The organism is Halomonas marinisediminis (assembly GCF_004347715.1).
Taxonomy (GTDB): Bacteria; Pseudomonadota; Gammaproteobacteria; order Pseudomonadales; family Halomonadaceae; genus Halomonas; species Halomonas icarae.
Genome location: NZ_SLTR01000006.1, coordinates 75487 through 100950, shown reverse-complemented (window position 1 = coordinate 100950; position 25464 = coordinate 75487). Strand labels below are relative to the sequence as shown.

Annotated in this window: 26 protein-coding genes; 21 read left to right on the top strand and 5 right to left on the bottom strand. The window is 63.8% G+C overall.

From position 1 onward, the window contains the following. The first annotated feature begins 236 nt into the window (after nt 1-236). Nucleotides 237-617: a fluoride efflux transporter FluC gene (locus E0702_RS06555; protein ID WP_132042181.1), complete on the top strand. Its 381-nt coding sequence runs from the start codon at nt 237-239 to the stop codon at nt 615-617. After that, nucleotides 614-1006, top strand: coding sequence for a fluoride efflux transporter FluC (locus E0702_RS06550; RefSeq protein ID WP_132042180.1), 393 nt, complete (start codon nt 614-616; stop codon nt 1004-1006). The genes E0702_RS06555 and E0702_RS06550 overlap by 4 nt, the downstream gene beginning before the upstream one ends. Nucleotides 1007-1037: 31 nt before the next feature. Here the strand turns inward: E0702_RS06550 and E0702_RS06545 are convergent, their stop codons facing one another. Continuing rightward, nucleotides 1038-1529: a methylglyoxal synthase gene (locus tag E0702_RS06545; protein WP_132042179.1), complete on the bottom strand. Its 492-nt coding sequence runs from the start codon at nt 1527-1529 to the stop codon at nt 1038-1040. Nucleotides 1530-1533: 4 nt separating this feature from the next. Next, nucleotides 1534-2991: a pyruvate kinase gene (gene pyk / locus E0702_RS06540; protein WP_132042178.1), complete on the bottom strand. Its 1458-nt coding sequence runs from the start codon at nt 2989-2991 to the stop codon at nt 1534-1536. Nucleotides 2992-3344: 353 nt separating this feature from the next. Between pyk and gap the strand changes: the two genes are divergently transcribed. Further along, nucleotides 3345-4346: a type I glyceraldehyde-3-phosphate dehydrogenase gene (gene gap / locus E0702_RS06535; RefSeq protein WP_132042177.1), complete on the top strand. Its 1002-nt coding sequence runs from the start codon at nt 3345-3347 to the stop codon at nt 4344-4346. A gap of 121 nt (nt 4347-4467) precedes the next feature. Here gap and nspC read toward each other — a convergent pair whose 3' ends face one another. From nspC to E0702_RS06520, 3 genes are all read right to left on the bottom strand, one after another. Further along, nucleotides 4468-5634, bottom strand: a complete 1167-nt coding sequence (gene nspC, locus E0702_RS06530; RefSeq protein WP_132042176.1) for a carboxynorspermidine decarboxylase — start codon at nt 5632-5634, stop codon at nt 4468-4470. 3 nt (nt 5635-5637) lie between these two features. Next, nucleotides 5638-6837, bottom strand: coding sequence for a saccharopine dehydrogenase family protein (locus E0702_RS06525; protein ID WP_132042175.1), 1200 nt, complete (start codon nt 6835-6837; stop codon nt 5638-5640). A 428-nt stretch (nt 6838-7265) separates the two neighbouring features. Then, nucleotides 7266-9017, bottom strand: a complete 1752-nt coding sequence (locus tag E0702_RS06520) for a VWA domain-containing protein (RefSeq protein ID WP_132042174.1) — start codon at nt 9015-9017, stop codon at nt 7266-7268. A gap of 298 nt (nt 9018-9315) precedes the next feature. Between E0702_RS06520 and E0702_RS06515 the strand changes: the two genes are divergently transcribed. The 18 genes from E0702_RS06515 to E0702_RS06430 all read left to right on the top strand — a co-directional run bounded on the left by E0702_RS06515 (nt 9316) and on the right by E0702_RS06430 (nt 25462). Then, nucleotides 9316-10368 (top strand): TRAP transporter substrate-binding protein, encoded by a 1053-nt coding sequence (locus tag E0702_RS06515; RefSeq protein WP_132042173.1) that lies wholly within the window; start codon nt 9316-9318, stop codon nt 10366-10368. A gap of 73 nt (nt 10369-10441) precedes the next feature. After that, nucleotides 10442-10933 carry a TRAP transporter small permease gene (locus E0702_RS06510; RefSeq protein ID WP_132042172.1) on the top strand — a complete coding sequence of 164 codons (492 nt, stop codon included), beginning with the start codon at nt 10442-10444 and terminating at the stop codon, nt 10931-10933. Beyond that, nucleotides 10930-12207, top strand: coding sequence for a TRAP transporter large permease (locus tag E0702_RS06505; RefSeq protein ID WP_132042171.1), 1278 nt, complete (start codon nt 10930-10932; stop codon nt 12205-12207). Before E0702_RS06510 ends, E0702_RS06505 begins: the two co-directional genes overlap by 4 nt. 4 nt (nt 12208-12211) lie before the next feature. Next, nucleotides 12212-13000 (top strand): M15 family metallopeptidase, encoded by a 789-nt coding sequence (locus tag E0702_RS06500; protein WP_132042170.1) that lies wholly within the window; start codon nt 12212-12214, stop codon nt 12998-13000. A 192-nt stretch (nt 13001-13192) separates the two neighbouring features. Continuing rightward, nucleotides 13193-14020 carry a phosphonate ABC transporter ATP-binding protein gene (phnC, locus tag E0702_RS06495; protein WP_132042169.1) on the top strand — a complete coding sequence of 276 codons (828 nt, stop codon included), beginning with the start codon at nt 13193-13195 and terminating at the stop codon, nt 14018-14020. A gap of 86 nt (nt 14021-14106) precedes the next feature. Beyond that, nucleotides 14107-15132, top strand: coding sequence for a phosphonate ABC transporter substrate-binding protein (gene phnD / locus E0702_RS06490; protein ID WP_132042168.1), 1026 nt, complete (start codon nt 14107-14109; stop codon nt 15130-15132). Between the two features lie 31 nt (nt 15133-15163). Further along, nucleotides 15164-15982, top strand: coding sequence for a phosphonate ABC transporter, permease protein PhnE (phnE, locus tag E0702_RS06485; protein WP_240721687.1), 819 nt, complete (start codon nt 15164-15166; stop codon nt 15980-15982). 23 nt (nt 15983-16005) lie between these two features. After that, nucleotides 16006-16797 (top strand): phosphonate metabolism transcriptional regulator PhnF, encoded by a 792-nt coding sequence (phnF, locus tag E0702_RS06480; RefSeq protein WP_132042167.1) that lies wholly within the window; start codon nt 16006-16008, stop codon nt 16795-16797. Next, entirely contained in the window at nt 16794-17240 is a 447-nt protein-coding gene (phnG, locus tag E0702_RS06475; RefSeq protein WP_132042166.1) for a phosphonate C-P lyase system protein PhnG, read from the top strand. Before phnF ends, phnG begins: the two co-directional genes overlap by 4 nt. 2 nt (nt 17241-17242) lie before the next feature. Then, entirely contained in the window at nt 17243-17863 is a 621-nt protein-coding gene (gene phnH, locus E0702_RS06470) for a phosphonate C-P lyase system protein PhnH (RefSeq protein ID WP_165927497.1), read from the top strand. Continuing rightward, entirely contained in the window at nt 17848-18999 is a 1152-nt protein-coding gene (locus E0702_RS06465) for a carbon-phosphorus lyase complex subunit PhnI (protein WP_132042164.1), read from the top strand. The genes phnH and E0702_RS06465 overlap by 16 nt, the downstream gene beginning before the upstream one ends. Next, nucleotides 18996-19850 carry an alpha-D-ribose 1-methylphosphonate 5-phosphate C-P-lyase PhnJ gene (locus E0702_RS06460; RefSeq protein WP_132042163.1) on the top strand — a complete coding sequence of 285 codons (855 nt, stop codon included), beginning with the start codon at nt 18996-18998 and terminating at the stop codon, nt 19848-19850. Before E0702_RS06465 ends, E0702_RS06460 begins: the two co-directional genes overlap by 4 nt. Beyond that, on the top strand, nt 19847-20665 hold the full coding sequence (gene phnK / locus E0702_RS06455) for a phosphonate C-P lyase system protein PhnK (RefSeq protein WP_132042162.1): 819 nt from the start codon (nt 19847-19849) through the stop codon (nt 20663-20665). Before E0702_RS06460 ends, phnK begins: the two co-directional genes overlap by 4 nt. 11 nt (nt 20666-20676) lie before the next feature. Continuing rightward, the gene (gene phnL / locus E0702_RS06450) at nt 20677-21426 is read left to right on the top strand and encodes a phosphonate C-P lyase system protein PhnL (RefSeq protein ID WP_132042161.1); all 750 of its coding nucleotides are present in this window, start codon (nt 20677-20679) and stop codon (nt 21424-21426) included. After that, entirely contained in the window at nt 21423-22571 is a 1149-nt protein-coding gene (locus E0702_RS06445; RefSeq protein WP_132042160.1) for an alpha-D-ribose 1-methylphosphonate 5-triphosphate diphosphatase, read from the top strand. The genes phnL and E0702_RS06445 overlap by 4 nt, the downstream gene beginning before the upstream one ends. Then, nucleotides 22571-23113, top strand: coding sequence for a ribose 1,5-bisphosphokinase (gene phnN, locus E0702_RS06440; RefSeq protein ID WP_132042159.1), 543 nt, complete (start codon nt 22571-22573; stop codon nt 23111-23113). Before E0702_RS06445 ends, phnN begins: the two co-directional genes overlap by 1 nt. Beyond that, nucleotides 23110-23889, top strand: coding sequence for a phosphonate metabolism protein PhnP (gene phnP / locus E0702_RS06435; RefSeq protein ID WP_132042158.1), 780 nt, complete (start codon nt 23110-23112; stop codon nt 23887-23889). Before phnN ends, phnP begins: the two co-directional genes overlap by 4 nt. 418 nt (nt 23890-24307) lie before the next feature. After that, nucleotides 24308-25462 carry a M20 metallopeptidase family protein gene (locus E0702_RS06430; protein WP_132042157.1) on the top strand — a complete coding sequence of 385 codons (1155 nt, stop codon included), beginning with the start codon at nt 24308-24310 and terminating at the stop codon, nt 25460-25462. The last annotated feature ends 2 nt before the right edge of the window (nt 25463-25464 follow it).

Sequence of the window (25464 nt, the reverse complement as noted above, 5' to 3'; positions counted from 1 at the left end):
GACCTCCATCTCTTGGCGTGTGGGCGGTATATTGACGTTGTCATGCCATGATACGGACTTTGGCATAAGGCCACGAGTCCGGTGTCGTTGATGGTATTTCATGTACAGTCATTGTACATGGGTGGTTTGATGTGTCATCTTTGCCGTGGTGGCGGTTCTGCTGCCACCACTGCAAGCATGCGATACTCTTTCGCCACCTTTGGGTGGCATTTTTCGTTCTCGGGAGATAGCCAGGCATGCTGGAGGCACTGTCGGTGCTGATGGGTGGGGCCCTGGGCGGCATGCTGCGGCTCGCTCTCGGTGACGCCGTGGCAGGGAAATTGGGTTCGCGCCTGCCCTGGGGCACCCTGGTGGTGAATCTCAGTGGCGCGCTGACCATGGGCCTACTGGTTGGCTGGCTTGGCATCTCTTCCGTAGGGTCGGTCTCCGGGGCCTGGTTCTTGCTGGGTACGGGGCTGCTGGGCGGCTATACCACGGTGTCATCTCTCAGCCTGCAGACGCTGTCGCTATGGCAGCAGGGGCAGGGCGCCGTGGCCATGGGTTACATGGCGGCGACCCTGGTCATGGGGCTTGCCGCCCTGGTGTTGGGTGCCTGGCTTGCGGGAGGCCTGGCGTGAGCAACTGGCGGGCCTATGCGGCCGTCGGCCTGGGTAGTGGGCTGGGCAGCCTGGCGCGCTTTCAGATAGGCGTATGGATGGCAGCCCCCGGCTTTCCCTGGGCGACCCTGGTCGTGAACCTGGCAGGCTCGGGGCTGATCACCCTGCTTGCCGCCTACGCCGCGGGCCGCCCTCATGGTCGAGTGTCGCGCTGTCAGCCCTTGCTGATCGCCGGCTTCTGCGGGGGCTTTACTACCTTCTCGCTGTTTGGTCTGGAGACTCTCGCCATGTTGAGCCAGGGTCACCTCGCGATGGCCCTGGTGTATGTGGCGCTGAGTCTCGCCGGGTGGCTGAGTGCTGCCTGGGTCGGCCATCTTGGCGGAAGGAGGCTGGCCACGCTGCTGGAGTAGCGGGGCTCGGCAGCCCTTTAAGGTGGCGGCTTCACTGGTCGTCCTGAGGGGAGATGCGGCCCGAGACCCAGGCGCCGGCATCGGGAATATTCATCGTGTAGTTCTGGTCGAGCCAGGGCGAGCTGATCATAAAGTCGGCGCTGGCGGCGTTGCAGGCCACTGGGACGTTCCACAGCGCCGCCAGACGCAGCAGTGCCTTGACATCGGGGTCGTGAGGCTGGGGCGAGAAGGGATCCCAGAAGAAGACCAACAGATCGAGCTTCTGCTCGGTGATCAGGGCACCGATCTGCTGGTCACCGCCGAGAGGGCCGCTCATCAGTCCCCGAACCGGCAACTCGAGTGCCTTCGACACCCGGCTGGCCGTGGTGCCGGTGCCGATCAGCTCATGATGAGCCAGTGTCTCGCGCCAGCGCTCGGCCCACTCCAGCAGCTCCGCCTTCTTCCCGTCGTGGGCGATCAGGGCGATGCGCTTGCGTGCCGGGAGAGTGCGCGTGACATTGCGATTGGGGCGTGGGTGGTTCATTGGTCTATACCCCCAGAATCTTCAACGTATTGGTGCCGCCATGGGCATTCATCTCGTCGCCCCGCGTCAGCATCACATGATCCCCCGGCTCGGCGATGCCCTTCTCCACCAGCAGCGCCAGGGCGCGGTCGTTGAGCTCCTCGGCCGTCATCGCGCTGGTGTCGAAGGGTAGCGAGACCACGCCGCGATAGAGTGCCATGCGTCGCTGGGCGATGGCGCTGTGGGCCAGGCCGATGATCGGCAGCCCGGAACGGATGCGCGAGGCGATCAGCGGCGTGTAGCCGGTCGAGGTCATGCAGGCGATGGCGGCCACCCCGGAGAGATGGTTGGCGGCGTACATGGCGGAGAGGGCGATGGTCTCGTCGACCCGGCTGAAGCCCTCATGGATGCGGTGGCCCGACTCCTGGGCGATCCGCTCGCGCTCGGCGCCCAGGCAGACCCGGTCCATCGCCTCGACGGTCTCCACCGGGAAGTCGCCGGCGGCGGTCTCGGCGGAGAGCATCACCGCATCGGTGCCGTCGAGCACGGCGTTGGCGACGTCGAACACCTCGGCGCGGGTAGGCAGGGGCGACTCGATCATCGACTCCATCATCTGGGTGGCGGTGATCACCGCCCGGTTCAGGCTGCGGGCACGCTTGATGATGCGCTTCTGGGTGCCGATCAGTTTCGCGTCGCCGATCTCCACGCCGAGGTCGCCGCGTGCCACCATCACCGCCTCACAGGCCTGGATGATGCCGTCCAGCGTCGCCTCGTCGGCCACCGCCTCGGCGCGCTCGAGCTTGGCCACCAGGCCGATCTCCTTGCCGGCCTCGCCCAGCAGTGCACGGGCCTCGGCCATGTCGGCGGCATGCCGCGGAAACGAGACCGCCAGATAGTCCACGCCGATATCGACGGCGGTGGCGAGGTCCGCCCGGTCCTTGTCGGTCAGCGCCGGCGCCGAGAGTCCGCCGCCGAGCTTGTTGATGCCCTTGTTGTTGGAGAGCCTGCCGCCCACGGTCACCGTGGTATGGATCGCCTGGCCCGCCACGGCGGTGACATCGAGCACCAGCCGGCCATCGTCGAGCAGCAGGCGGTCGCCCGTCACCACATCCTCGATCAGCTGCTTGTAATCGCAGCCGACGCGCGTCTCATCCCCGGCATCACCCTCCAGGGCCATATCGAGGATAAAGGTGGCCCCTTCGGCGAGTTCCACCGCGCCATCACGGAAGCGAGCGATGCGGATCTTCGGCCCCTGCAGATCGCCCAGGGCGGCGACGCTGCGGCCCTGGCGGGCGGCGATCTCGCGTACCCGCGTCAGGCGGTGGCGATGGTCGGCGGCAGTGCCATGGGAGAAGTTGAGGCGTACCACGTCGACACCGGCGGCGATCATGGCCTCGAGCACGCCCTCGCGGTCGCTGGCGGGGCCCAGGGTGGCAACGATCTTGGTGCGGCGAATGGGGGCGTGGATGGGCTGTGTCGACATTGGGCGGGCCTCCCGTGGCATGGCTGGTAGTCAGACTACAAGAGTAGCCGTTTATCGGTAGCTTTACTACACCTAAGGCTTGCCTCGGAAGAGCCCGTATTGCCTGGTTTTTGAATTTTACTTTCAGTAGCTTAGGGGTGTTTTTTGCTTCATTCGATAAGCATTGGGGAGTCTGAAGCATGGTGAATGTTGTAAACTTACTTAATAATTGTTGAGTCCCTGATCAGTTTGGGTCACATTGAGAGGCATGATACGAGCCGCAGGGCAGTGCCTCGTTAGCTTTACGACACGGGGCACTCGCCAGCAGGTTCGATTTATATCCCCCGCAAGATGCCACTGAGAGGAGAGAGGAAATGATGCTCAAGATTGCCATCAACGGGTTTGGCCGCATCGGCCGCAATGTGCTGCGCGCCCTCTACGAGAACGGTTATCGTGACCGTGTAGAGGTGGTGGCCATCAACGATCTGGGCGACCCCTCCCTCAATGCCCATCTGCTGCGCCATGACACCGTGCATGGCCACTTCCCCTTCAAGGTCGAGCATGACGAGCAGAGCATGAGCGTCGACGGCGACCGGATCGCGATCCTCTCGGAGCGTGACCCTGCACGCTTGCCCTGGAAGAACCTGGAGGTGGACCTGGTGATGGAGTGCACCGGCCTGTTCACCCAACGGGCAGACGCCGCCAGACATATTGAGGCCGGCGCCGAGCGGGTGCTGATCTCTGCGCCCAGTCCCGACGCCGACGCCACGGTGGTCTATGGGGTCAACGAGGGAGTGCTCAGCGCCGAGCATCGCGTGGTCTCCAATGCCTCCTGTACCACCAACTGTCTGGCTCCGGTGGCCCAGGCGCTCAACGAGGCGGTGGGCATCGAGAACGGTCTGATGACCACGGTGCACGCCTACACCAACGACCAGAACCTCTCCGACGTCTACCACAAGGATCTCTACCGTGCGCGTAGCGCCACTCACTCCATGATTCCAACCAAGACCGGCGCCGCCGCCGCGGTCGGGCTGGTGTTGCCGGAGCTCGCCGGCAAGTTCGATGGCCTGGCCGTGCGCGTACCGGTGATCAACGTCTCGCTGGTGGACCTGACCTTTACCGCCGGGCGCGAGACCACCAAGGAAGAGATCAACGAGATCGTGGCCCGCGCCGCCGAGGTATCACCGGTGCTGGCGGTCAATGCCCAGCCGCTGGTCTCCATCGACTTCAACCACGACGCCCACTCCTCGACCTTCGACGCCAATCACACCCGGGTGAATGGTCGTCTGGTCAAGGTGATGGCCTGGTATGACAACGAGTGGGGGTTCTCCAACCGCATGCTGGATACCGGCCTGGCGATGCAGGCCGCCGATTGAGCGGCGTGAGTGGCACCTGGCAGGCGGAGGAAACGCAAAACGCCCCCAAAGGGGGCATGTATCGAAGGTAGGCGTCTCTCGAAAGAGAGCGCCTCACGATGGGGGCGGGTTCGGTGGGTGGTCAGCTTAGCCGCTGCATATAGTCCACGTAGCCGAAGGTCCTCACCGTGCGTACCTCGCGACTCGCCTCATCGATCCGACAGATCGAGGGCAGGCGAATGCCATTGAAGGTGGTGGTCTTGACCATGGTGTAGTGCGCCATGTCGGTGAACACCAGGCGGTCGCCGATGGCGAGTGGTGCGTCGAAGCTGTACTCGCCGACGATATCGCCGGCCAGGCAGGTCTGGCCACCCAGGCGGTAGGTGTGGGCCTTCTCGTCCGGCTTGCCGCCGCCGATGATCTCGGGGCGGTAGGGCATCTCCAGTACATCGGGCATATGCGCGGTGGCGGAGGTGTCGAGGATGGCGATGGGGCCATCGTTATCGACGATATCCAGCACCGTGCAGATCAGGTAGCCGGTGTTCAGCGCGATGGCCTCGCCCGGCTCCAGGTAGACCGTCAGGTGCGGGTGGCGCTCACGGAAGCCGCGAATCACCCGCACCAGGCGTTCGATGTCGTAGTCGTCACGGGTGATATGGTGGCCGCCACCGAAGTTGACCCACTCGAGGTCACCGAGATAGTGGCCGAATCGCGCCTCGAAGGCCGCCAGGGTCGTCTCCAGGTCGTCACTGTTCTGTTCACACAGGGTGTGAAAGTGCAGCCCCTCGAGGCCCTCGAGATCCTCCGGCGTCAGATCCCTCGCCCGGGTGCCGAGCCGCGACCCCGATGCGCAGGGGTCGTAGAGCGGCACCTCGCCCGTGGAGTGCTCGGGGTTGACCCGCAGTCCGCAGGAGACCCGGCGCGGCGCCGTCGCGATCGTCTCGCGGAAGCGCCGCCACTGGCCTGGGGAGTTGAAGCTGAGGTGGTCGGCATAGCGCAGCACCACCCGCAACTCCTCCTCGGTGAAGGCCGGCGAGTAGCAGTGCACCTCGCCACCGAAGGTCTCGGCGCCCAGGCGTGCCTCGTCCTGACCGCTGGAGGTGGTACCCACCAGGTACTGGCGTACCAGCGGGAAGGTGTCCCACATGGCGAAGCCCTTCAGCGCCAGCAGAATCTTCGCACCGCTCGCCGCCTGGACTTCGCCGAGGCGCTCCAGATTGCGGCGCAGCAGGGCATCGTCCACCACATAGGCCGGGGAGGGGCAGGCCCGGACATTGAAGTCCAGGCCCTGCTCGCGTGCGTTCGCCATGACTCAGGCCAGCGGGTCGTGGTCGGGGTCGAGCTCGACCACCTGCCACGGCAGCCCCATCTCGCCGATGCGGGCCATGAAGGGATCCGGGTCGAGCTGCTCGACATTGAACACGCCGTCACCCTTCCAGATGCCCGCAAGCATCAGCATGGCGCCGGTCACCGCCGGCACGCCGGTGGTGTAGGAGATGGCCTGGGACTTGACCTCCGCGTAGCACTGCTCGTGGTCGCAGATGTTGTAGATATGCACCTTGCGGCGCTTGCCGTCCTTGATGCCGTCGGCAATGATGCCGATGTTGGTCTTGCCCTTGGTGCGCGGGCCCAGTGATGCCGGGTCGGGCAGCACCGCCTTGAGGAACTCCAGGGGAGCGATCTCGGTGCCGTTCACCTCGATCGGCTCGATGCTGGTCATGCCGACGTTCTCGAGCACCTTGAGGTGGGTGATGTACTTGTCGGAGAAGGTCATCCAGAAGCGGATGCGCTCCAGTCCCTTGATGTTCTGGCACAGGGATTCCATCTCCTCGTGATAGAGGAGGTAGATATCCTTCTCGCCGATGCCGTCGAAGTCGAAGGTGCGCTTCTCGGCCAGCGGCGCGGTCTCCTTCCACTCGCCCTTCTCCCAGTAGCGACCCTTCGCGGTGATTTCGCGAATATTGATCTCCGGGTTGAAGTTGGTGGCGAAGGGATAGCCATGGTCGCCGCCATTGGCATCGAGGATATCGATGCGATGGATCTCGTCGAACAGGTTCTTCTGCGCGTAGGCGCAGTAGATATTGGTCATGCCCGGGTCGAAGCCGCAGCCCAGGGTGGCCATGTTACCGGCCTTGGCGTAGCGCTCCTGGAAGGCCCACTGCTCCTTGTACTCGAACTTCGCCTCGTCGGGGTGCTCGTAGTTGGCGGTATCCAGATAGGGCACGCCGGTGCGCAGGCAGGCCTCCATGATGGTCAGGTCCTGGTAGGGCAGGGCCACGTGGATCAGCACATCGGGCTTGAATGACTCGATCAGCGCGACCAGTGCCTCGACATCATCCGCATCCACCTGGGCGGTCTGAATCGGGCGATCCAGCTGCTCGGCGACGGCCTGGCACTTCGCCTCGTTGCGGCTGGCCAGCATGATCTCGCTGAAGACTTCGGGGTGCTGCGCGCACTTGTGGGTCACGACGCCGCCGACGCCGCCGGCGCCGATAATCAGGACTTTGCTCATGGGTTCGAATCCAGATCGGGAAAGTTCAACAGTGGTAGGGTCTTATCGGTAGTGAAGCGCCGCGGCGCCTCCGACCCGATGCCACCCCGGTCTTGGCCTCGCCCGGCTCCCCGGCAGGGGATGACGAGAGGGCGCTGATAATGGCGTCCTATGAGGCTGGTATCAAGTGGTTTTGGCGTCAAGCTGAAGGTGAGGAAGCAGTAAACTGAGGTGAGTGTTAATCCGCTGATATCGATATGCATGGAGAGCCCCCTAAAGGCTTTCCTCAAGCCAGCGTATCCAGGCATGACCTACCAAGTTTGAGTCAAGTCTAAGTGTTGAGTGAGCGGGCAATGATTATCGATAGAGATGAGTTGCTCCGCGAAGCCCTTCAGGAAGTACTATGGACATAGCTCTCTGGCGGAAGAGCATATCGAGTGGAGGCATTCTCACTTTACCTCCACTACCGAGCGGCCAAGCAGTTCTCGACCGGCAATATCCAGGAAACGGACCTCATAGAGCCCTGGATCATCCGGCATAATCAGCTCCATGCTGCTGGCTTCGCCGATGGAGTGAACGCTGATCCAGCTGAAGTCGGGCTGCTCCTTACGCGCTATCGAGATGCGCTGGTCGCTGCTGTCGTTCCCCCCGCTCCAGCTGATGGTGATGGTCTCGCCCGGGGCGGCCGATGCTGGCACCGAGAGTCCCGCCCCTTCATCCAGTGGGGCGTCGGCACCGACGACCTCGAGAGAAACGCTGGCCAGGGTCTTCTTGCCCTCGTCCAGGATATAGCGAATCTCGTAGAGCCCCGTTTCGGCGGGGGCGCTCAGCCGAGTCTTCGTCACCTTACCGGTGCGCCGGTAGGTACCGCGCACGCCCTCGTCGGCGCCTGCCGGCACGATGGCGATCATGTCGCTGGAGTTGATCGTCGATGACCATGAGATATCCACATTCTCTTCCACGCGCACGATAGGGGGGCCGGAAATACCCATTTCCGGGGCGACGACCTCGATGGACGCGGTGGCCAGGGTCCTCTTGCCCTCGTCCAGGATATAGCGCAGCTCATAGAGGCCGGTGTCGGCGGGCGCGGTCAGGCGACCCTCGGTGTCGTTGCCCGTGCGCTTGTAGTTGCCGCGGGTCCCCTCGTCGGCACCGACCGGCACGATGGCGATCATGTCGGAGGTGCTGATGGGCGATGACCATGACACCTCGAAGGGCGCTCCGGTGACCACCTGGTCGGGGCCCGAGACGCTGATCTCGGGGGCGATGACCTCGATGGGCGCGGTGGCCAGGGTCCGCTTGTCCTCGTCCAGGATATAGCGCAGCTCATAGAGGCCGGTATCGGCGGGCGCGGTCAGGCGGCCCTCGGTGTCGTTGCCGGTGCGCTTGTAGTTGCCGCGGGTCCCCTCATCGGCGCCGACCGGCACGATGGCGATCATGTCGGAGGTGTTGATGGGTGAAGACCAGGAGACGTCGAAGGGGGCACCGGTGACCACCTGGTCGGGGCCCGAGACGCTGACCTCGGGCGGCTCCGGCTCTGGAGCCGGCTCGGGGGCCGGGGGCGCCTTGTTGACCGCATCCTTTACCTGCGCCAGGGCGGCGTGCAGCTCGTCGGCATTGCTGGCGGGAACGAACAGGCCGCCGGTGTTTTCGGCGATGCAGGAGAGGCTGGCATGGGCTTCATCTTCCAAATCGAAACCAATGACATGGGCGGTGAACTCGACACCCTGACTGGCGAGCTGTTCAGAGAGCGCGCAGGGGTCGGCATTGCAGGTTTCCACGCCATCCGAGACCAGGACCACCGTGGCGGGGTTGTCACGATAGGCCAGCAGGTCGGCGGCGTGCTGCACCGACGCCGAAATCGGCGTCTTGCCCACCGGCTTGATGGCGTTGACGGTATCGATGAAGTGGGCCTTGTCGATTGGCCCCGGCTCAACCAGCGTTTCGATATCACGGCAGTCGCCCTGACGCCGGTGACCGTAGGCAACCAGGCCAAGGTTGGTGTCGGTATCCCAATGGTCGACCAGCTCAGCCATCACGTCACGAGCGATCTCGATCTTGCTGCTGCCCTCGATCTGACCCCACATGGACCCCGAGGCGTCATAGACAATCACGATATCCTCGGCGGCGATGGCCGATGCTGCCGAGGCGAGGCCACCGGTGATCATCATTGCCGCCAGTGTCGGAGTGATCCGTCTCATGCTCGTTTCCTCGCGTATGCGTATGGCGGGTCGGGAGTGCAATCTCCAGCTTAGCCTCGCTGCTTGTGAGCTGGTGGTTGGTTTTCAACGTTCCAGATGGCATCGAGGCATAGGAGCCAGGGCTTGATGTTGACAGAGTGGGAGCTGGCGGCGCCCCCTTCGTTCAGGGAGGTGGGCGGCGTATGGATTTGATTAGTTAACGGCTCAATCCTAATCTGCTGATATGCCGGCATCGCCGGGGCTTCACCAATAATCTTCACTCGCACGCTTTATCAATAACAAGCCACTGGAGATCAGCATGAATCCGTTTCTTCGTTCCCCCCTCGCCCCTCGCTCCCTGACGGCGGCATCGCTGCTGACAGCAGGCCTTGCCATTGCCTTCGCCGGTAGCGTGCAGGCCGCCACCACCGTGAACATCGGTTACAACGGCGCCCCGGACCCCGACAAGAACGCCGTCCATGTCTTCGCTACCAACCTCAAGGAACTGGTCGAGGAGAAGACCGCTGGCGAGCTCGAGCTGAAGCTCTATCCCAACAGCATGCTGGGCGAGGAGGAGGAGCGCATGGAACAGGTGATGAACACCCCCAGCCTCAATATCGCCTCCTTCGCCGGCATGTCGCCCGTGGTTCCCGAGGTCTTCGTCAGCGCCATCCCGTTCCTGTTCGCTGACTTCGAGGCGGCACGCACCTTCTTCGACGAGGGGGAGTACTGGCAGGCGGTGGAAGAGGCGCTGCGTGAGCGCACCGGTCTGGAGTTGCTGGCCGTGGTCGAGGAGGGAGGCTTCCTCGCCTTCACCAACGATGAGCGGCCCATCTCGTCACCCGGCGATTTCGAGGGGCTGCGCTTCCGCGCCATGGACCCCAGCCAGGTGGCCCTCTATGAAGCCTTCGGCGCCTCGGGTACCCCGATCCCCTGGACCGAGGTCTACATGGCGCTGCGCACGGGGGTCGCCGATGGCCAGATGAACCCGCCGATGTACATCATCCTCGGCAGCCTCTACGAGGTGCAGGACTACCTGACCCTGGCCAACATTCAGTACTCGGACCAGTTTCTGGTCGGCAACGGTGCGATGATCGATGGATGGGACGAGGAGATGCGAGAGGCCTTCCTGGAGGCGGTCGCCGAGGCCAATCAGCTGGCGCGTGACGACAACGAGGCCAGGGTGGAAGAGCGCATCGCCTATCTCGAGGAGCAGGGCATGGAGGTCATCCGGCCGTCCGAGGAGGAACTCGCCGAGTTTCGTGAGCTGGGGCAACCGGCCTACATGGAGTGGCTCAAGGAGCGTGATATCGACCCCCGTTTCATCGACATGGCCCTGGAAGATGCCGGCATGACCCACCTGACCGAGTAACCGGCCCCATGGCGCAGGGCAGCCGCCAGGGCCCGCCCTGCGCACGAACCCATTGATCATCGCGGAACCTTCCATGCCATCCTTGAGTGCTCGCGTGCTGGGGTTCAGCCGCCGTGTATCGCTAACGGTGGCCGGCTCGCTGTTGTTGCTGGACCTGGCCATCATCCTCTTCGGTGTCTTCATGCGCTACCTGGCCGGTGGCGCCCCCATCTGGACGGATGAGCTGGCCCGCTACCTGATCATCGGCAGCGTCCTGCTCGCGGCAGGTGCCGTCTGGATCGAGGGGGGCCATATGCGGGTCGCCCTGATCGAGCGTCTGCTGCCGGTGCCGCTCCGTCGACTGCTGAACCTCTATCAATGGCTGCTGACGCTGGGCATCGCGATTGCCGCGGCCCTCTTCAGCTACCGTTACGCGCTATCGGTCTCGATGTTCACCAGTCAGGGGCTCGGGGTCAGCCGAACGGTGCCGATGATGGCGCTTCCGGTGGGCTTCGCCCTGCTGGCCTGGCAGGCCCTCTGGCATGGGCCGGCGCCACTCAGGGAGCCCACGGAGGAGGCGACATGACCCTCACCATGCTGGCCGTCTTCCTGGTGCATGTGTTGCTGGGTCTGCCGCTTTTCGTGTCGCTGCTGGCCACCTCGCTGGTCGGGTTCCTGTTCGTCGATACGAGCATGATTCCGCGCATGCTCCCCCAGCAGTTCTTCGGCGGCATCAATGTCTTCTCGCTGATGGCGATTCCGCTTTTTATCCTGGCCGGCAACCTGATGAACGTGACTCGCCTCACCGACCGCCTGATGGCCTTTGCCAAGCTGCTGGTCGGGCATCTGAGAGGGGGCATGGGGCACGTCAACGTGGTGTCGAGCGTATTCTTTGCCGGGGTCAATGGATCGGCCGTGGCCGACACCTCGGCGCTGGGGTCGCTGCTGGTGCCACCCATGCGCAAGGAGGGCTACTCCACGGCCTTCGCGGCCGGGCTGACGGCCGGCAGTTCGTTGATCGGTCCGATCATCCCGCCGAGCATCTTCATGATCCTCTACGCCTCGCTGACCAACACCTCGGTGGGCGACCTGTTCCTCGCCGGCGTGATTCCCGGTCTGATGCTGGGGGTGGCGTTCATGGGCATGAATGCCCTGTATGCCTGGCGCGTGGGCCTTCAGAAGCGCGGCGGCCTGCCCGGCGCACGTGAGCTGATGGTGACGGCGGTGGGAGCGCTCCCGGCCCTGGTCGCCCCCTTTATCATCGTGGCGGGTATCGTCCTGGGGTTTGTCACTCCCACGGAGTCCGCGGCGCTGACCGCCCTCTATGTCGCGCTATGTGGCGCGCTGCTGGGGAAGCTCCGCCTGGCCGATCTGTGGAAGGCCATCGTCGATACCACCCGCCTGACCTCGGCCATCTTCATGATCATGGCCGCCTCGGCCACCATCAGCTGGTTGCTCGCCTATGCCCAGGTGCCCAACCAGTTCGTCGCGTTGCTGGATCCCTATATCGAGCGGCCGATGGTGATCTTGCTGATGCTAAGCGCAATCACCTTCGTGACCGGCATGTTCATGGAGGAGGTGTCGGCGCTGATGCTGCTGACGCCGATCTTCTCCCCCGTGGCGATGATGGCCGGGATCGACCCCGTGCATCTGGGCATCATCATCACCCTCAATATCACCATCGCCCTGATCACCCCGCCCATGGGGGCCTGCGTGTTCGTCGCGGCCGCGGTCAGCCGTCTGGAGATCGTGTCGCTGTTTCGCACCATCTGGCCGTTCGTGATCACGGCGGTCCTGGTGTTGCTGTTGCTGATCCTCTTCCCCGGGCTCACGCTCTGGCTGCCCTCACTGCTTGGATAGTCCCATGACCGACTACCTCTCACGGCTGACCGCTGTACCGATCCCCGAGACGCCCGGCCCCGACTGGCCGGTGCTGAGCCGGATACCCATCGAAGGGAGCGACGAGCCGTTGATCCCGCTCAGTCTGGCACCGGCACCGATCAAGGTCTTCCCGGTGTACGCCAAGCAGGGTCTGCCGGGCGCGATCAATGAGTGCTACGTACGGGAAGGGGTGTATCGGCGCCTGCTCGAAGTGGCGCGAGCCCTGCCGGAGGGCATGGGGCTGATCATCCTGGATGGCTGGCGGCCATGGCGGGTTCAGCAGTATCTCTTCGATACCCTGCAGGAAGCGATTCGTGGGCGTCACCCCGAGCTCGCAGAAGAGGAGCTTCTCACCCGCACCCGGGAGTTCGTCTCGGTGCCCAGCGATGACCCTGCAGCGCCCAGTCCTCATCTGACCGGTGGGGCGGTGGATGTCACCCTGAGCGATGGCGATGGGCTGCCCCTCGATATGGGCACGCTCTTCGATGAGGCCGTACCGGCCTCGCATACCGCCTACTACGAGACCCTGGAAAAACCGACGGAGCGGCAACGTCGGGTGCGCGTCAATCGTCGGCTGCTCTACACGATGATGCGCAAGGCCGGTTTCACCAACCTGCCCAGCGAGTGGTGGCACTTCGATGCCGGCGACCAGCTCTGGGCCCATTACGGTCAGCACGACAGGGCGATCTACGGACCCGCCGAGCTGGAAACCGTCGAGAGTCGCTGGCGCAAGCAGCTGTGGGAGACGCGAGACTCAGTCGCCCGATCATGACGCTTGGCGGTCATTCAGATGACAGTCAATATTCATTGCTACATAATATATTGATTTTTATCTACTTTCTTCTCAAGTTGGGGATGCATGGCCCCCATGACACGCCCCGCGTGTCACGCAATCATCATTGTCTAGACAACTGCCGGTAACCCGGTGCCGCGACACTGAGGCCATTCCAAGAGGAGAGGCGTCATGTCGATTCACAGCATCCTGGTCGACCGGGTCAGCAAGACCTTCGGGCGGCACCCCGTTCTTCGCGAGGTCGGCTTTTCCGTATCGCCCGGCGAGATGCTTGCCCTGGTGGGTCCCTCCGGCTCCGGCAAGTCCACCCTTATGCGCCATCTGGCCGGCCTGACCCATGCCAACCGCGAACGACACAGCCGGATTCAGGTACTCGGCCGGGATATCCAGAGTGACGGCCGCCTCGTCCGGCGCACGCGTACCGAGCGTTGCCGGATCGGCTATATCTTCCAGCAGTTCAATCTTGTCGGCCGGCTGAGCGTGCTCACTAACGTCTTGATTGGCCGCCTGGGCAGCATGCCGCGGGGTCGCTCCCTGCTCGGTCGCTTCAGCCCCGAGGAGGTCGATCGGGCGATGCGTGTCCTGGCCAGGGTCGGCATCGATGCCCTGGCCCATCAGCGCGCCAACACCCTCTCGGGGGGGCAGATGCAGCGCGTGGCCATCGCCCGTGTCCTGATGCAGGACGCCGACATCATCCTCGCCGATGAGCCTATCGCCTCACTGGACCCGCGAAGTGCCCGCGAAGTGATGGAGATCCTGGCCCGCATCAACGCCGAGGATGGGCGCACGGTGTTGGTTACCCTGCATCAGGTCGAGGTGGCGCGACGCTTCTGCCCCCGCACCATCGCCCTCAAGGAGGGCCGGCTCTACTTCGATGGCCCCACCAGCGACCTCACCGACCGTCGCCTCGAAGCCCTTTATGCCAATGCGGGCCTGGACGAGCTGCATGCCAGGCCAGCGGCCAATGAGATGGGCGCCGCGCTCGGGGCGCTTGGCTGAGACACCCCTCCGTGACGCCTTCCGCTCACAGGACTTATTGCACTACCCATCTAACTAGCCATCGAACTGCCTGGAGAGGCCTGCTCATGTCCCGTTTCCCCCTGCGTCGTATCGCCCTGCCGCTGGTTGCCGGTGCCAGTCTGTTTGTCAGCCAGCTCACCCTGGCCGCCGAGGCACTGAACTTCGGCATCATCTCCACCGAGTCCAGTCAGAACCAGGCCGAGCAGTGGCAGCCCTTCCTCGACGACATGTCCCGGGAGCTGGGTCGTGACGTGAAGCCCTTCTTTGCCACCGACTATGCCGCCGTCATACAGGCCATGCGCTTCGACAAGGTCGACCTGGCCTGGTATGGCAACAAGTCGGCAATGGAAGCCATCGACCGCGCCGGCGGCGAGATATTCGCCCAGACCGTGGCCCACAACGGGGCGTCGGGTTACTGGAGTCTGATCATCACCCATCGCGACAGTGACATTGAGAGCATCGAGGATATGCTGGCGCAAGCCGACGACCTGGTGTTCGGCAATGGTGACCCCAACTCCACCTCCGGGTACCTGGTGCCGGGTTACTACGTCTTTGCCAAGAACGGCATCGATGCCTCCACCGCCTTCAAGCGCACTCTCAATGCCAACCACGAGACCAACGCGTTGACCGTGGCCAATGGCCAGGTCGATGTCGCGACCTTCAATACCGAGGGCATGGAGCGCCTCGAGATCATCCATCCCGAGAAGGCCGAGCAGCTCAAGGTGATCTGGAAGTCACCGCTGATCCCCTCCGACCCGCTGGTGTGGCGCAAGAACCTGCCCGAGGATCTGAAGGACGGTCTTCGCGAGTTCTTTACTACCTACGGCGAGACCGATGCCCAGCGCGAGATCCTCGAGCCCCTGCAGTGGTCGGGCTTCGCCCCCTCCAGTGACGACCAGCTACTGCCGATTCGTCAGCTCGAACTCTTCAAGGCGCGTGCCCAGGTTGCCAACGACGACAGCCTCTCCGCGGATGAGCGTGAGACGCAACTGACGGATCTGGATGCCCGGCTCGACGTCCTCAATCAGCGCATGGAGGCGCTGCAGGCAGGTGCCGACCATGCTCCGACAACGGCCATGACCAGCCAGTAACCTCAGCCGCCTTGCGCCATCAGGAGGGGCCATGACGGCCCCTCAATCGGGAGTCTTCATGAACATGCAACACGCCATAACGGATGCTCATCGCCTGCGGCGGCCCTGGACCACGCTGATTGGTTGGGGCCTCACCCTGGGGGTACTCGGCTGGGCCTGGCAGGGCGCCGAGATGCAGCCGAGCCAGCTGGTCACTAACGCCGGCAACATGGCCGAACTGGCCAGCGACTTCATGCCGCCGAGTACGGGCAACCTCGGTCACTACATCGACCAGATGCTGGTCACCATCCAGATCGCGATCTGGGGCACCCTGCTCGCGGTGATCTGTGCGGTGCCCTGCAGCCTGCTGTCGTCAGAGAATCTCGCCCCCTGGTGGATCCATCAACCCATGCGCCGCCTGATGGATGCGTGCCGCGCGATCAACGAACTGGTATTCGCCATGCTCTTCGTGGTGGCCGTGGGGCTGGGGCCCTTCGCCGGCACACTCGCCCTGTTCATCCACACCACCGGGGTGCTGGCCAAGCTGTTCTCCGAGGCGGTGGAGGCGAGTGATTCGGGTCCCATGGAGGGGGTTCGGGTGACTGGTGCGGGGCGTCTCGAAGAGATTCGCTTCGGCCTGATTCCCCAGGTGCTGCCGCTGTGGATCTCGGTGAGCCTCTATCGCTTCGAATCCAATATCCGCTCGGCCACCGTGCTCGGCATGGTCGGTGGCGGCGGCATCGGCGTTGCGCTCTGGGAAACCATGCGCGGTTTCCAGTACACCGAGACGGCCACCATTCTGCTGGTGATTATCGTCGCCGTGACGCTGCTCGACATGCTCTCGCAACAGGTTCGCAAGCGCTTCATCTAACGCGCCTCTTTTCAGGAGCCAACATGTCTAGACAAGCGCTTTGTGAACCCCGCTACCAGGCCCTGGCCAACACCCTGGCTCAGGAAGTGCGCTCGCACTTCAAGCCCGGCCAGTGGCTGCCCGGCGAGACACGGCTGGCACAGCGTTTCGGTGTCAATCGCCACACCGTGCGCCGGGCGCTCGAGGAGCTGGTTCGTGCCGGGCTGGTAACGCGTCATCAGGGCCTGGGCACGCTGGTGGTCGACCGTCGCCTGGACTACACGGTGCGTGCGGACAGCAAGGTCACCCATCATCTGGCAGAGCAGGGGGTCGAGGCCCGTACCGAATGCCGGCATCAGGCCCTGATGCCGGCACCGGAAGGAGTGGCCGCGCGCTTCGGGCTATCAGTCGGTACCTCCTTGCTGGTCGTGGATACCCTGCGCTGGGTCGATGAGGCACCGCTAATGCGCCTGCGTCACTGGTTCGTCCCCACCCGGGTTCCCGGCTGGCTGGAGCGCTATCGCGGCGGTTCCACCCGCGCCTTGCTTAATCAGCACTATGGACTCCGACTGCGCCGGCAGCGGGTGCGTATCGAGGCTGCCTGCGCCGACCTTGAAGATCAGCGCCAGCTGCTCTGTGCGCATGGCACACCGCTGCTCCAGCTTACCAGCGATAACGTCGACGTCGATGACGGCGCGATGGTCGAGGTCTCGATCAGCCGTGCCCGCGCCGACAGGCTCGCCTACCACATCGATTTTGCTAACTCGGATTTCTCTGATTCGGGTTCTCCTGACGCGAACTCCCCTGACTCACTGACCCACGAGGTGTCTTCATGAGCTCTGCAAGACGTCAGCGCATTCTGGCGCTGACTCCCCGTGAGCGCCTGACCGAGCACTGGACTCGGCTGGGCATCACGCCGACCTACCGTTGCGTGCGTGGCCCCGAGATTGGCATGGCCATGGTTCGTGGTCGCATGGGCGGCACCGGCAGTGCCTTCAATCTGGGCGAGATGACCCTGACCCGCGCCAGCGTGGCGCTGACCGATGATGCCATCGCCGAGGGCGCGCTGGGACATGGCTGGGTAAAGGGCCGCGATCCCCGTCATGCGGAGCTGATCGCCCTGGTCGACGCCTGTGCCAAGCAGGGGCACTGGGAGGCCGTCATCGAGGAGGGGCTGGTGGCGCCGCTGGAGGCGGCATTGAACGACGAACATGACGAAAGGGGGCGCCACGCCGCGGCGACCCGCGTCGATTTCTTCACCATGGTTCGAGGGGAGTGAGCATGCGCTGGAATGCCCTTGATGTACCCGTTCATGACAGCCAGCGGGTCTATCGGCAGCTACTGTCGGTGATGGCCGAGCCGGGCACCTTTGTCGAGGTGGGGGGAACGCCCCAGCCACCCTCCGGGGCGGCGATCGGTGCCGCTTGCTGGGCCACGCTACTGACCCTGTGTGATCTCGACACACGAGTGTGGCTGGCGCCCGAGCTGAATACCGCTGGCCTGAGCGAGGCATTGACCTTCCACACCGGGGCGCCTCGGACCGACATGCCCGAAGAGGCTGACTTTGCCGTGGTCACTCCCGCCACTCTTGAGGAGGCGGCACCGGCCTTTCAGGAAGGCAGCGAAACCTACCCGGACCGCAGCACCACCCTGCTGGTGGTGCTCGACCGCCTGGATACCGCGGGCCCCTGGCATCTGAGCGGCCCCGGTATTCCTGGTATGCGACGCCTGGACGTAGGGCGGGGCGAGGCGCTGATGAAGCGGCTCGCCACCAATCGCGCACGCTTCCCCTGCGGCCTGGACGCCATTCTTACCTGTGACACCCGGCTCTCCGCCGTACCCCGCAGCACTCGCATCACTCGTTCCGCTTCAGAGGAGGTCGACGCATGTATGTCGCCGTGAAGGGAGGGGAGCAGGCCATCGCCAATGCTCACCGCTGGCTCGCCGATCGTCGCCGTGGCCCACGCCAGACGGCGGAGCTCGAGGTCGCTCAGGTGGATGGGCAGTTGAGTCTTGCGGTATCCCGCGTCATGGCGGAGGGCTCGCTCTATGACCCCGAGCTCGCGGCACTTGCCATCAAGCAAGCCAGTGGTGACATGGTCGAGGCGGTCTTTCTGCTGCGAGCCTATCGGACCACGCTACCGCGGCTGGCCGAGACGCTACCGCTGGATACGGCCGCGATGCGCATCGAGCGTCGCATCAGCGCTACCTACAAGGATATTCCGGGCGGTCAGGTATTGGGTCCTACCTATGACTACACCCACCGCCTGCTCGACTTTCTGCAGCTGGCCAATGGCGAGGTAGAGGCTCCCGCGACCGCCGACGCTGTCCTCGAGTCCTGCCCTCAGGTGCTGGAGTTGCTCGACGCCGAGGGCCTGATCGAGCGCGAGGAGGATGATGGCGCCGAGCCCTATGACATCACCCGCGACCCGCCCGACTTCCCGGTGGATCGTGCCACTCGCTTGCAGATGCTGGCGCGAGGTGACGAGGGGTATCTGCTGGCGCTCGGCTACTCCACCCAGCGTGGATACGGGCGTAACCACCCCTTCGCCGGCGAAATCCGCCTGGGCATGGTGGAGGTCGAGATTGCGGTAGAGGAGAGTGAAGCACCGCTGTGCATCGGCGAGATCGAGATCAGCGAGTGCCAGATGATCAACCAGTTCGGCGGTTCGCGAGATGCCGCGCCTCAGTTTACGCGGGGTTACGGCCTGGCCTTCGGCCACAACGAACGCAAGACCATGGCCATGGCGCTGGTCGATCGTGCCCTGCGTGCCGAGGAGCTTGGCGAGACCGCCGCGGGTCCTGCCCAGCAGGCCGAATTCGTGCTGGCCCACGCCGATAGCGTCGAGGCGGCGGGTTTCGTCTCCCACCTCAAGTTGCCGCACTACGTCGACTTCCAGTCCGAGCTGGAGCTACTGCGGCGCCTGCGCCGAGAGCATGCCACCCGTTGCGCCGCATCCAGTGATTCAGGCGCCGGTGTCGATACGGATATCGACGCCACCACTTCCGTTGATCAGGCCCAGGAGCAGCAAGCATGAGCAGATCGGCAGCTACCGCCAGCGGCTACAACTTCGCCTATCTGGACGAACAGACCAAGCGCATGATCCGGCGCGGCCTGCTCAAGGCCGTGGCGATACCCGGCTACCAGGTGCCCTTCGGTGGACGCGAGATGCCGATGCCCTATGGCTGGGGAACCGGCGGGATGCAGCTCACCGCCAGCGTCCTGGGACAGGATGATGTCCTCAAGGTGATCGACCAGGGGGCCGACGACACGACCAATGCGGTTTCCATCCGTGCCTTCTTCGAACGCGTGGCCGGCGTTGCCACGACGACGGCCACCGCTGAGGCGGATGTGATTCAGACCCGTCACCGTATTCCCGAGCAGCCCCTGAGGCGGGGCCAGCTGCTGGTCTTTCAGGTGCCGATCCCCGAACCGCTGCGCTTCATCGAGCCCAGTGAAGAGGAGACCCGACTGATGCACGCCCTGGAGGAGTATGGGGTCATGCACGTGAAGCTCTACGAGGACATCGCCCGCCACGGTCATATCGCCACTACCTATGCCTATCCGGTCAAGGTCGATGGGCGCTATGTTACCGACCCGTCGCCGATTCCCAAGTTCGATAATCCCAAGCTGCATATGGCCGAGGGGCTGATGCTGTTCGGCGCCGGTCGCGAGAAGCGCCTTTATGCCATTCCGCCCTATACCAGGGTGGAAAGTCTGGACTTCGAGGACCATCCGTTCGAGGTCCAGCAGTGGGAGGCGCCCTGCGAAATCTGTGGGGCTCGTGACACCTTCCTGGATGAAGTGATCACCGATGACCGAGGCGGCCGAATGTTCGTCTGCTCGGATACCGACTACTGCCAGTCACGCGTCGAGGAGGTGGCATGAAGCGTCCCGATCTGAATCGTGCCACCTTGCTGGAAGCGCGAGGCGTCTCTCGACTCTATGGTCCCGGCAAGGGGTGCGAATCCATCGATGTTCGCCTGCATCGCGGTGAGGTGCTGGGCATCGTGGGGGAGTCCGGCTCGGGCAAGTCGACGCTGCTGCGCCTGCTTTCGGGGATGGAACGACCCGATGCGGGTCAGGTGATCTATCGCCCGGCCGTCGCCCAGGGCCGTGACACAGTGGGGCGGGAAGGGGAGCTCGACCTCTACGCCATCGGTGAAGCGCGTCGCCGGGCGCTATTGCGCATGGAGTGGGGGCTGGTGCATCAGAATCCTCGCGACGGTCTGCGCCTCGGCGTCTCGGCCGGTGCCAATATCGGTGAGCGTCTGATGGCCCTGGGGGAGCGCCACTACGGCCAGATCCGCGCCGTCGGCCAGGACTGGATGAGTCGCGTAGAACTCGATTCTCGACGCATCGATGATGCTCCTCAGACCTTTTCGGGGGGCATGCAGCAGCGCCTGCAGATTGCCCGCACCCTGGTCACTCGGCCCAACCTGGTGTTCATGGATGAGCCCACCGGCGGGCTGGACGTCTCGGTGCAGGCTCGGCTGCTCGATATGCTGCGCACCCTGGTGCGCGAGCTAGGCCTCTCGGTGATCCTGGTCACCCATGACCTGGCGGTGGCTCGCCTGCTCTCCCATCGCCTGATGGTGATGCGCCGTGGTCAGGTGGTGGAAGCCGGCCTGACCGACCAGATCCTCGACGATCCACAGCATGCCTATACGCAGCTGCTGGTGTCGTCGGTCCTGACCCCATGAGGAGGCCGACCATGACATCCTTGACGCAACCCTTTCTCAGCGTCGACGCCCTGCACAAGGCCTTCGTCCTGCACGGTCAGGGCGGCATGACCCTGGAAGTGATGCGAGATCTGCATCTGACCCTTTCCCCCGGCGAGTGCCTGGTGTTGTCCGGTCCCAGCGGCATCGGCAAGAGCACGCTGCTCAAGATGCTCCACGGTAGTTATCGCGTGACCGGGGGCGCCTTGCACCTGCACTTCGAGGATGGCGAGTTGTCGCTCGGCGACCTGCCCGCCCATGCCTGGCATACCCTGCGTCGTGACGTGATCGGCTACGTCAGCCAGTTTCTGCGTGTGATCCCCCGGGTGCCGGCGGTGGAGGTGGTGATGGAGCCGCTGCTGGCGCGTGGTGTCGATACGGCCGATGCCCGGGTGAGGGCCGAGACCCTGCTGGCGCGACTCAATCTTCCCGAGCGCCTGTGGCGGCTACCGCCGGGCACCTTCTCCGGGGGTGAACAGCAGCGAGTCAATATCGCGCGCGGCTTTATTGCCGAACACCCCTTGCTGCTGCTGGACGAGCCCACGGCCTCACTGGATGCCGCCAACCGCGAAGTGGTGATCGAGCTGATCCAGGAGGCCAAGGCCCGCGGCGCCGCGTTGCTGGGGATCTTCCACGACGAAGAGGTACGTGATCGGGTGGCGGATCGCCTGCTGCCGTTGACGCCGCACATGGGGGTGGCCCTGGGGGCAGCGCCATTCGCCGGGAAGGAGGGTGTCTCATGAGTAACACCGAGCAGGTACTGACCAATGCGCGGCTGATTCTCGATGATGAGGTGCGCCTGGGGTCGCTGGTGGTGCGCGATGGGCGAATCGCCTCAGTGGACAGCGGATCCAGTGGCGTGTCCTCGGCGGTGAACTGCGAAGGCGACTACCTGATGCCGGGCATGATCGAGCTGCATACCGACAACATGGAGAAGTATTTTCAGCCACGCCCCAGGGTGGCCTGGCCGGGGCGCCCGGCGGCGTTGGCTCATGACGCCCAGATGGCGGCGAGCGGCGTGACCACGGTGTTCGATGCGATTTCGATCGGGGATATCGATGAGCAGAGCATGCGCGAGAGCGCGCTCAGGCAGATGGTGGGGTCGCTGCAGGGGATCGTGGACGATGGCATGGCACGCATTGATCATCGTCTCCATCTGCGCTGCGAGGTCTGTCAGCCCGAGACCCTGGCGCGTTTCGAGGAGCTGGCCGATTCTCCGCTGCTGGGCCTGGTATCTCTGATGGATCATGCTCCTGGCCAGCGTCAGTTCGTCAGCCTGGAGGCGTACCGCACCTACTATCAGGGTAAACATGGGCTCAGTGATGAAGCGCTGGAGGCGTTTATCGAAAAGCAGCTGGCCAACAGCGCGCGCTACAGCAGCCCCAACCGGCAGGCCATCGCCGCGGCTTGTCATCGGCGCGGCCTGGCCCTGGCCAGTCACGATGATGCCACCATCGAGCATGTGGCCGAGAGTGTCGAGTACGGCACTCGCGTGGCCGAGTTTCCCACCACGCGGGAGGCCGCCGAGGCCTCTCACCGCCACGGGCTGGCGGTGATGATGGGGGCTCCCAATGTGGTGCGAGGTGGCTCGCACTCGGGCAATATCGCCGCCGCGGAGCTGGTATCGCTGGGCGTGCTCGATGTGCTGTCATCGGATTACTACCCGGCGGCCCTGCTGGATGCCGTGTTCCGCATCGCCTCGATGGAGTCGGGTTATTCCCTGCCCCGGGCCGTGGCGACGGCCACCCGTAATCCGGCCCAGGCGGTAGGGCTCGAGGATCGGGGACGCTTGGCAGCGGGCCTGCGTGCCGACCTGCTGCGTGTGCGAGTGGTGGATGACCAACCGCTGGTGCAGCGGGTGTGGTGTGCCGGCAGGCAGGTGCACTGATGGCTCGTCTGATCTATCTGGTCGGGGCCAGCGGGGTGGGCAAGGACACGCTGTTGGCGGCTGCCCGGCAGCGTTATCCGGAGTGGCTGGTTGCCCACCGCTATGTGACGCGACATAGCGGGGATACCGAGAACAGCATCGCCCTGAGCCGCGAGGAGTTCATGGCCCGCCAGCGGGCGGGTCTGTTCGCCATGAGCTGGCAAGCGCATGGTCTGCACTATGGACTGGGGATCGAACTCGAGGCCTGGCTGGCGCGAGATCGCGTGGTGCTGGTCAATGGCAGTCGTCGCGCACTCTCCCTGGCAAGAGAGCGCTTCGGTGCGAAATTGACCCCAGTGGTCATGACAGCCTCTGATGAGGTGCTTGGCGAGCGGCTCAGGCGTCGTGGGCGTGAAGGTGAGGCACAGATAGAAGCCCGTCTTGCCCGGCATCGCGAGCTTCGCGACGCCTTGCCGGAGGTGCCAAGGCTGGATAACGGCGGGTCACTGGATGCCACTCTGGATGCGCTGGAGCGGCTGGTCGACGGGGAGGTGGTGGCGTGAGATTTCGCTTTGTGGGGACCGGCGACAGCGCTCAGATACCTTGTTTCGGCTGTGACTGTCGCATCTGTACCAGGGCGCGGGTGATCGCCAGCGCGAGACGCGGGCCCTGTAGTGCCGAGATCGAGGTCGAGGGCCAGCGCTATCTTATCGATGCCGGGCAGATGGATCTGGCCACTCGCTGTGAGCATCAACGCCCCAGTGCCATCCTGCTGACTCACTATCATGCCGACCATGTTCAGGGACTCTTGCACCTGCGTTGGGGATGCGGTGCGTCGATTCCGGTCTATGGACCCAAGGACTCCCAGGGGTGTGCTGATCTCTATCGGAACCCCGGGATACTCGACTTTCGGGTGCCTCTGAAACCGTTTCGCCCCCTGCATCTGTCACCCCTGACGGTTACCCCAGTGCCGCTCAATCACAGCAAGCCGACGCTAGGGTATTGCCTGGAGGTGGGGGAGAGTCGGCTCGCCTACCTGACCGACACCTGTGGCCTGCCCGGTGCCACCGAGCGATTCCTGCGCGAGTGGCGGCCGGATGTCGTGGTGCTGGACTGTGGCTACCCCAGCCACGTGATTGATCCACGCAATCACAACACCCTCGACCTCGCCCTGCAGATCATCGAACGGCTGTCGGTGCCGATGGCGTACCTGACCCATATCGGCCACGAGCTTGACTGTGAGCTGGCAGACGAGGCCTTCCACCTGCCGGCCAATGTGCGCGTGGCGCGAGATGGTGAGGAGGTCAGCCTGGCCGGTCAGAAGCTCCGTACAGGGTGATATAGCGATGACAGTCTTCCCAAGCAGCCTTGCGAAGAGAGTGAACACGCTCCAATCAGCGACCAGCGCTACGCCTATTGAACCGGACATGCCGAAGCTCTCTAGGAGACCGGTGAGTGGGGGGCCGCCGAGAGTCGCTGGAGAAAGCCGCTGGGAACTTAGGGGCTAGAGCTATTTGTGGCAACCCATGGGAGCTTGGCCAAGTGATCAAGATGTACTCTGGGGTGATCACTCCATGACCCGTGCTACCGGCACTTATATTTATTAGGCATTCCAAGGTTGCGACTATGGTCTAAAGTGGTGCTGAATTGTTGCCTTACTAGCAACAAAGCGGACTTTTCGTCCTCTCCTTCCGGGGCGCGCCTTCGCATAGCGTTAGGTTTTATTATTAATCTTCCTTTTGCTCCGAGGAGACTCAATGTTTGACGACTCACAGGTGCTGGAAGCCACGCGTTTACGCCGGCACTTCCATCGTCACCCTGAGCTCAAGTACGAAGAAACGGCCACGGCTCAAGTCGTCGCCGAGCGACTTCGTGCACTTGGCTACCGCGTAACCGAAGGCCTTGCCAAGACAGGTGTGATGGCGGAACTGGATACTGGCCGAGACGGCCCGGTGATCGCATTTCGTGCCGATATGGATGCACTCCCGATCCGGGAGGCCAATACCTTTGATTACCGTTCGAGCCATGACGGGTTGATGCATGCCTGCGGCCACGATGGGCATACCGCCAGCCTGCTTCTGGCCGCAGAAGCGATCATCGCGATGAAGGATGAGCTTTCCGGCCATCTGAAGCTGTTGTTTCAGCCCGCAGAGGAAGGCGGCAACGGCGCTGCTCGAATGGTTGAGGCCGGCGTCCTAGATAACCCGAGAGTGTCGGCTATCTTTGGCTATCACAACCGCCCCGGCTTCGATGAGGGACAGCTGTTTGTCAAGCCCGGGCCCGCAATGGGCGGCAATGATACTTACCGGGTTACCATCGACGGCCGTTCGGGCCACGCTGCCATGCCGCACCTGGCGGTTGACCCCATCTACGTCGGCGCTTCGCTGGTTCAGCAGCTGCAGGGGCTGGTCGGGCGCAACAAGTCTCCCCTTGAAGCTGGCGTGATCACGGTCGCTGCTTTTCATGCAGGTGACGCTGCCAACGTGATTCCTGGTCAGGCCGAGCTTGTTGTCAATATTCGTAGCGATCGTCCCTCATCTCGTGAGGCGTTGGCTGGCAAGCTCGAACAAGTCGTTAGCGGAATCTGTGCGGTCCATGGCGCCAGTTATCGGTTGGAGCACGAGCACCAGATACCCCCGCTGGTAAATGACGCCAAATGGGCGGACCGGGTCCTGGCGCTGGCCAAGGAATACGGCGTCAGCCCGGATATCCAGCGGCTGGACTACATGCCCACCATGGGCGCCGAGGACTTTTCATTCTACCTGCAGGAAGTGCCAGGCTGTTTCTTCTTCGTCGGTAACGGTGACGGGGCCTATCTGCATAACGAGCACTACGACTTCAACGACAACATCCTGCCGGTGGCCGGCGGCATGTTCGTCGCGTTGGCCAAAGGTCTCATGTCGCGGGACTGAAT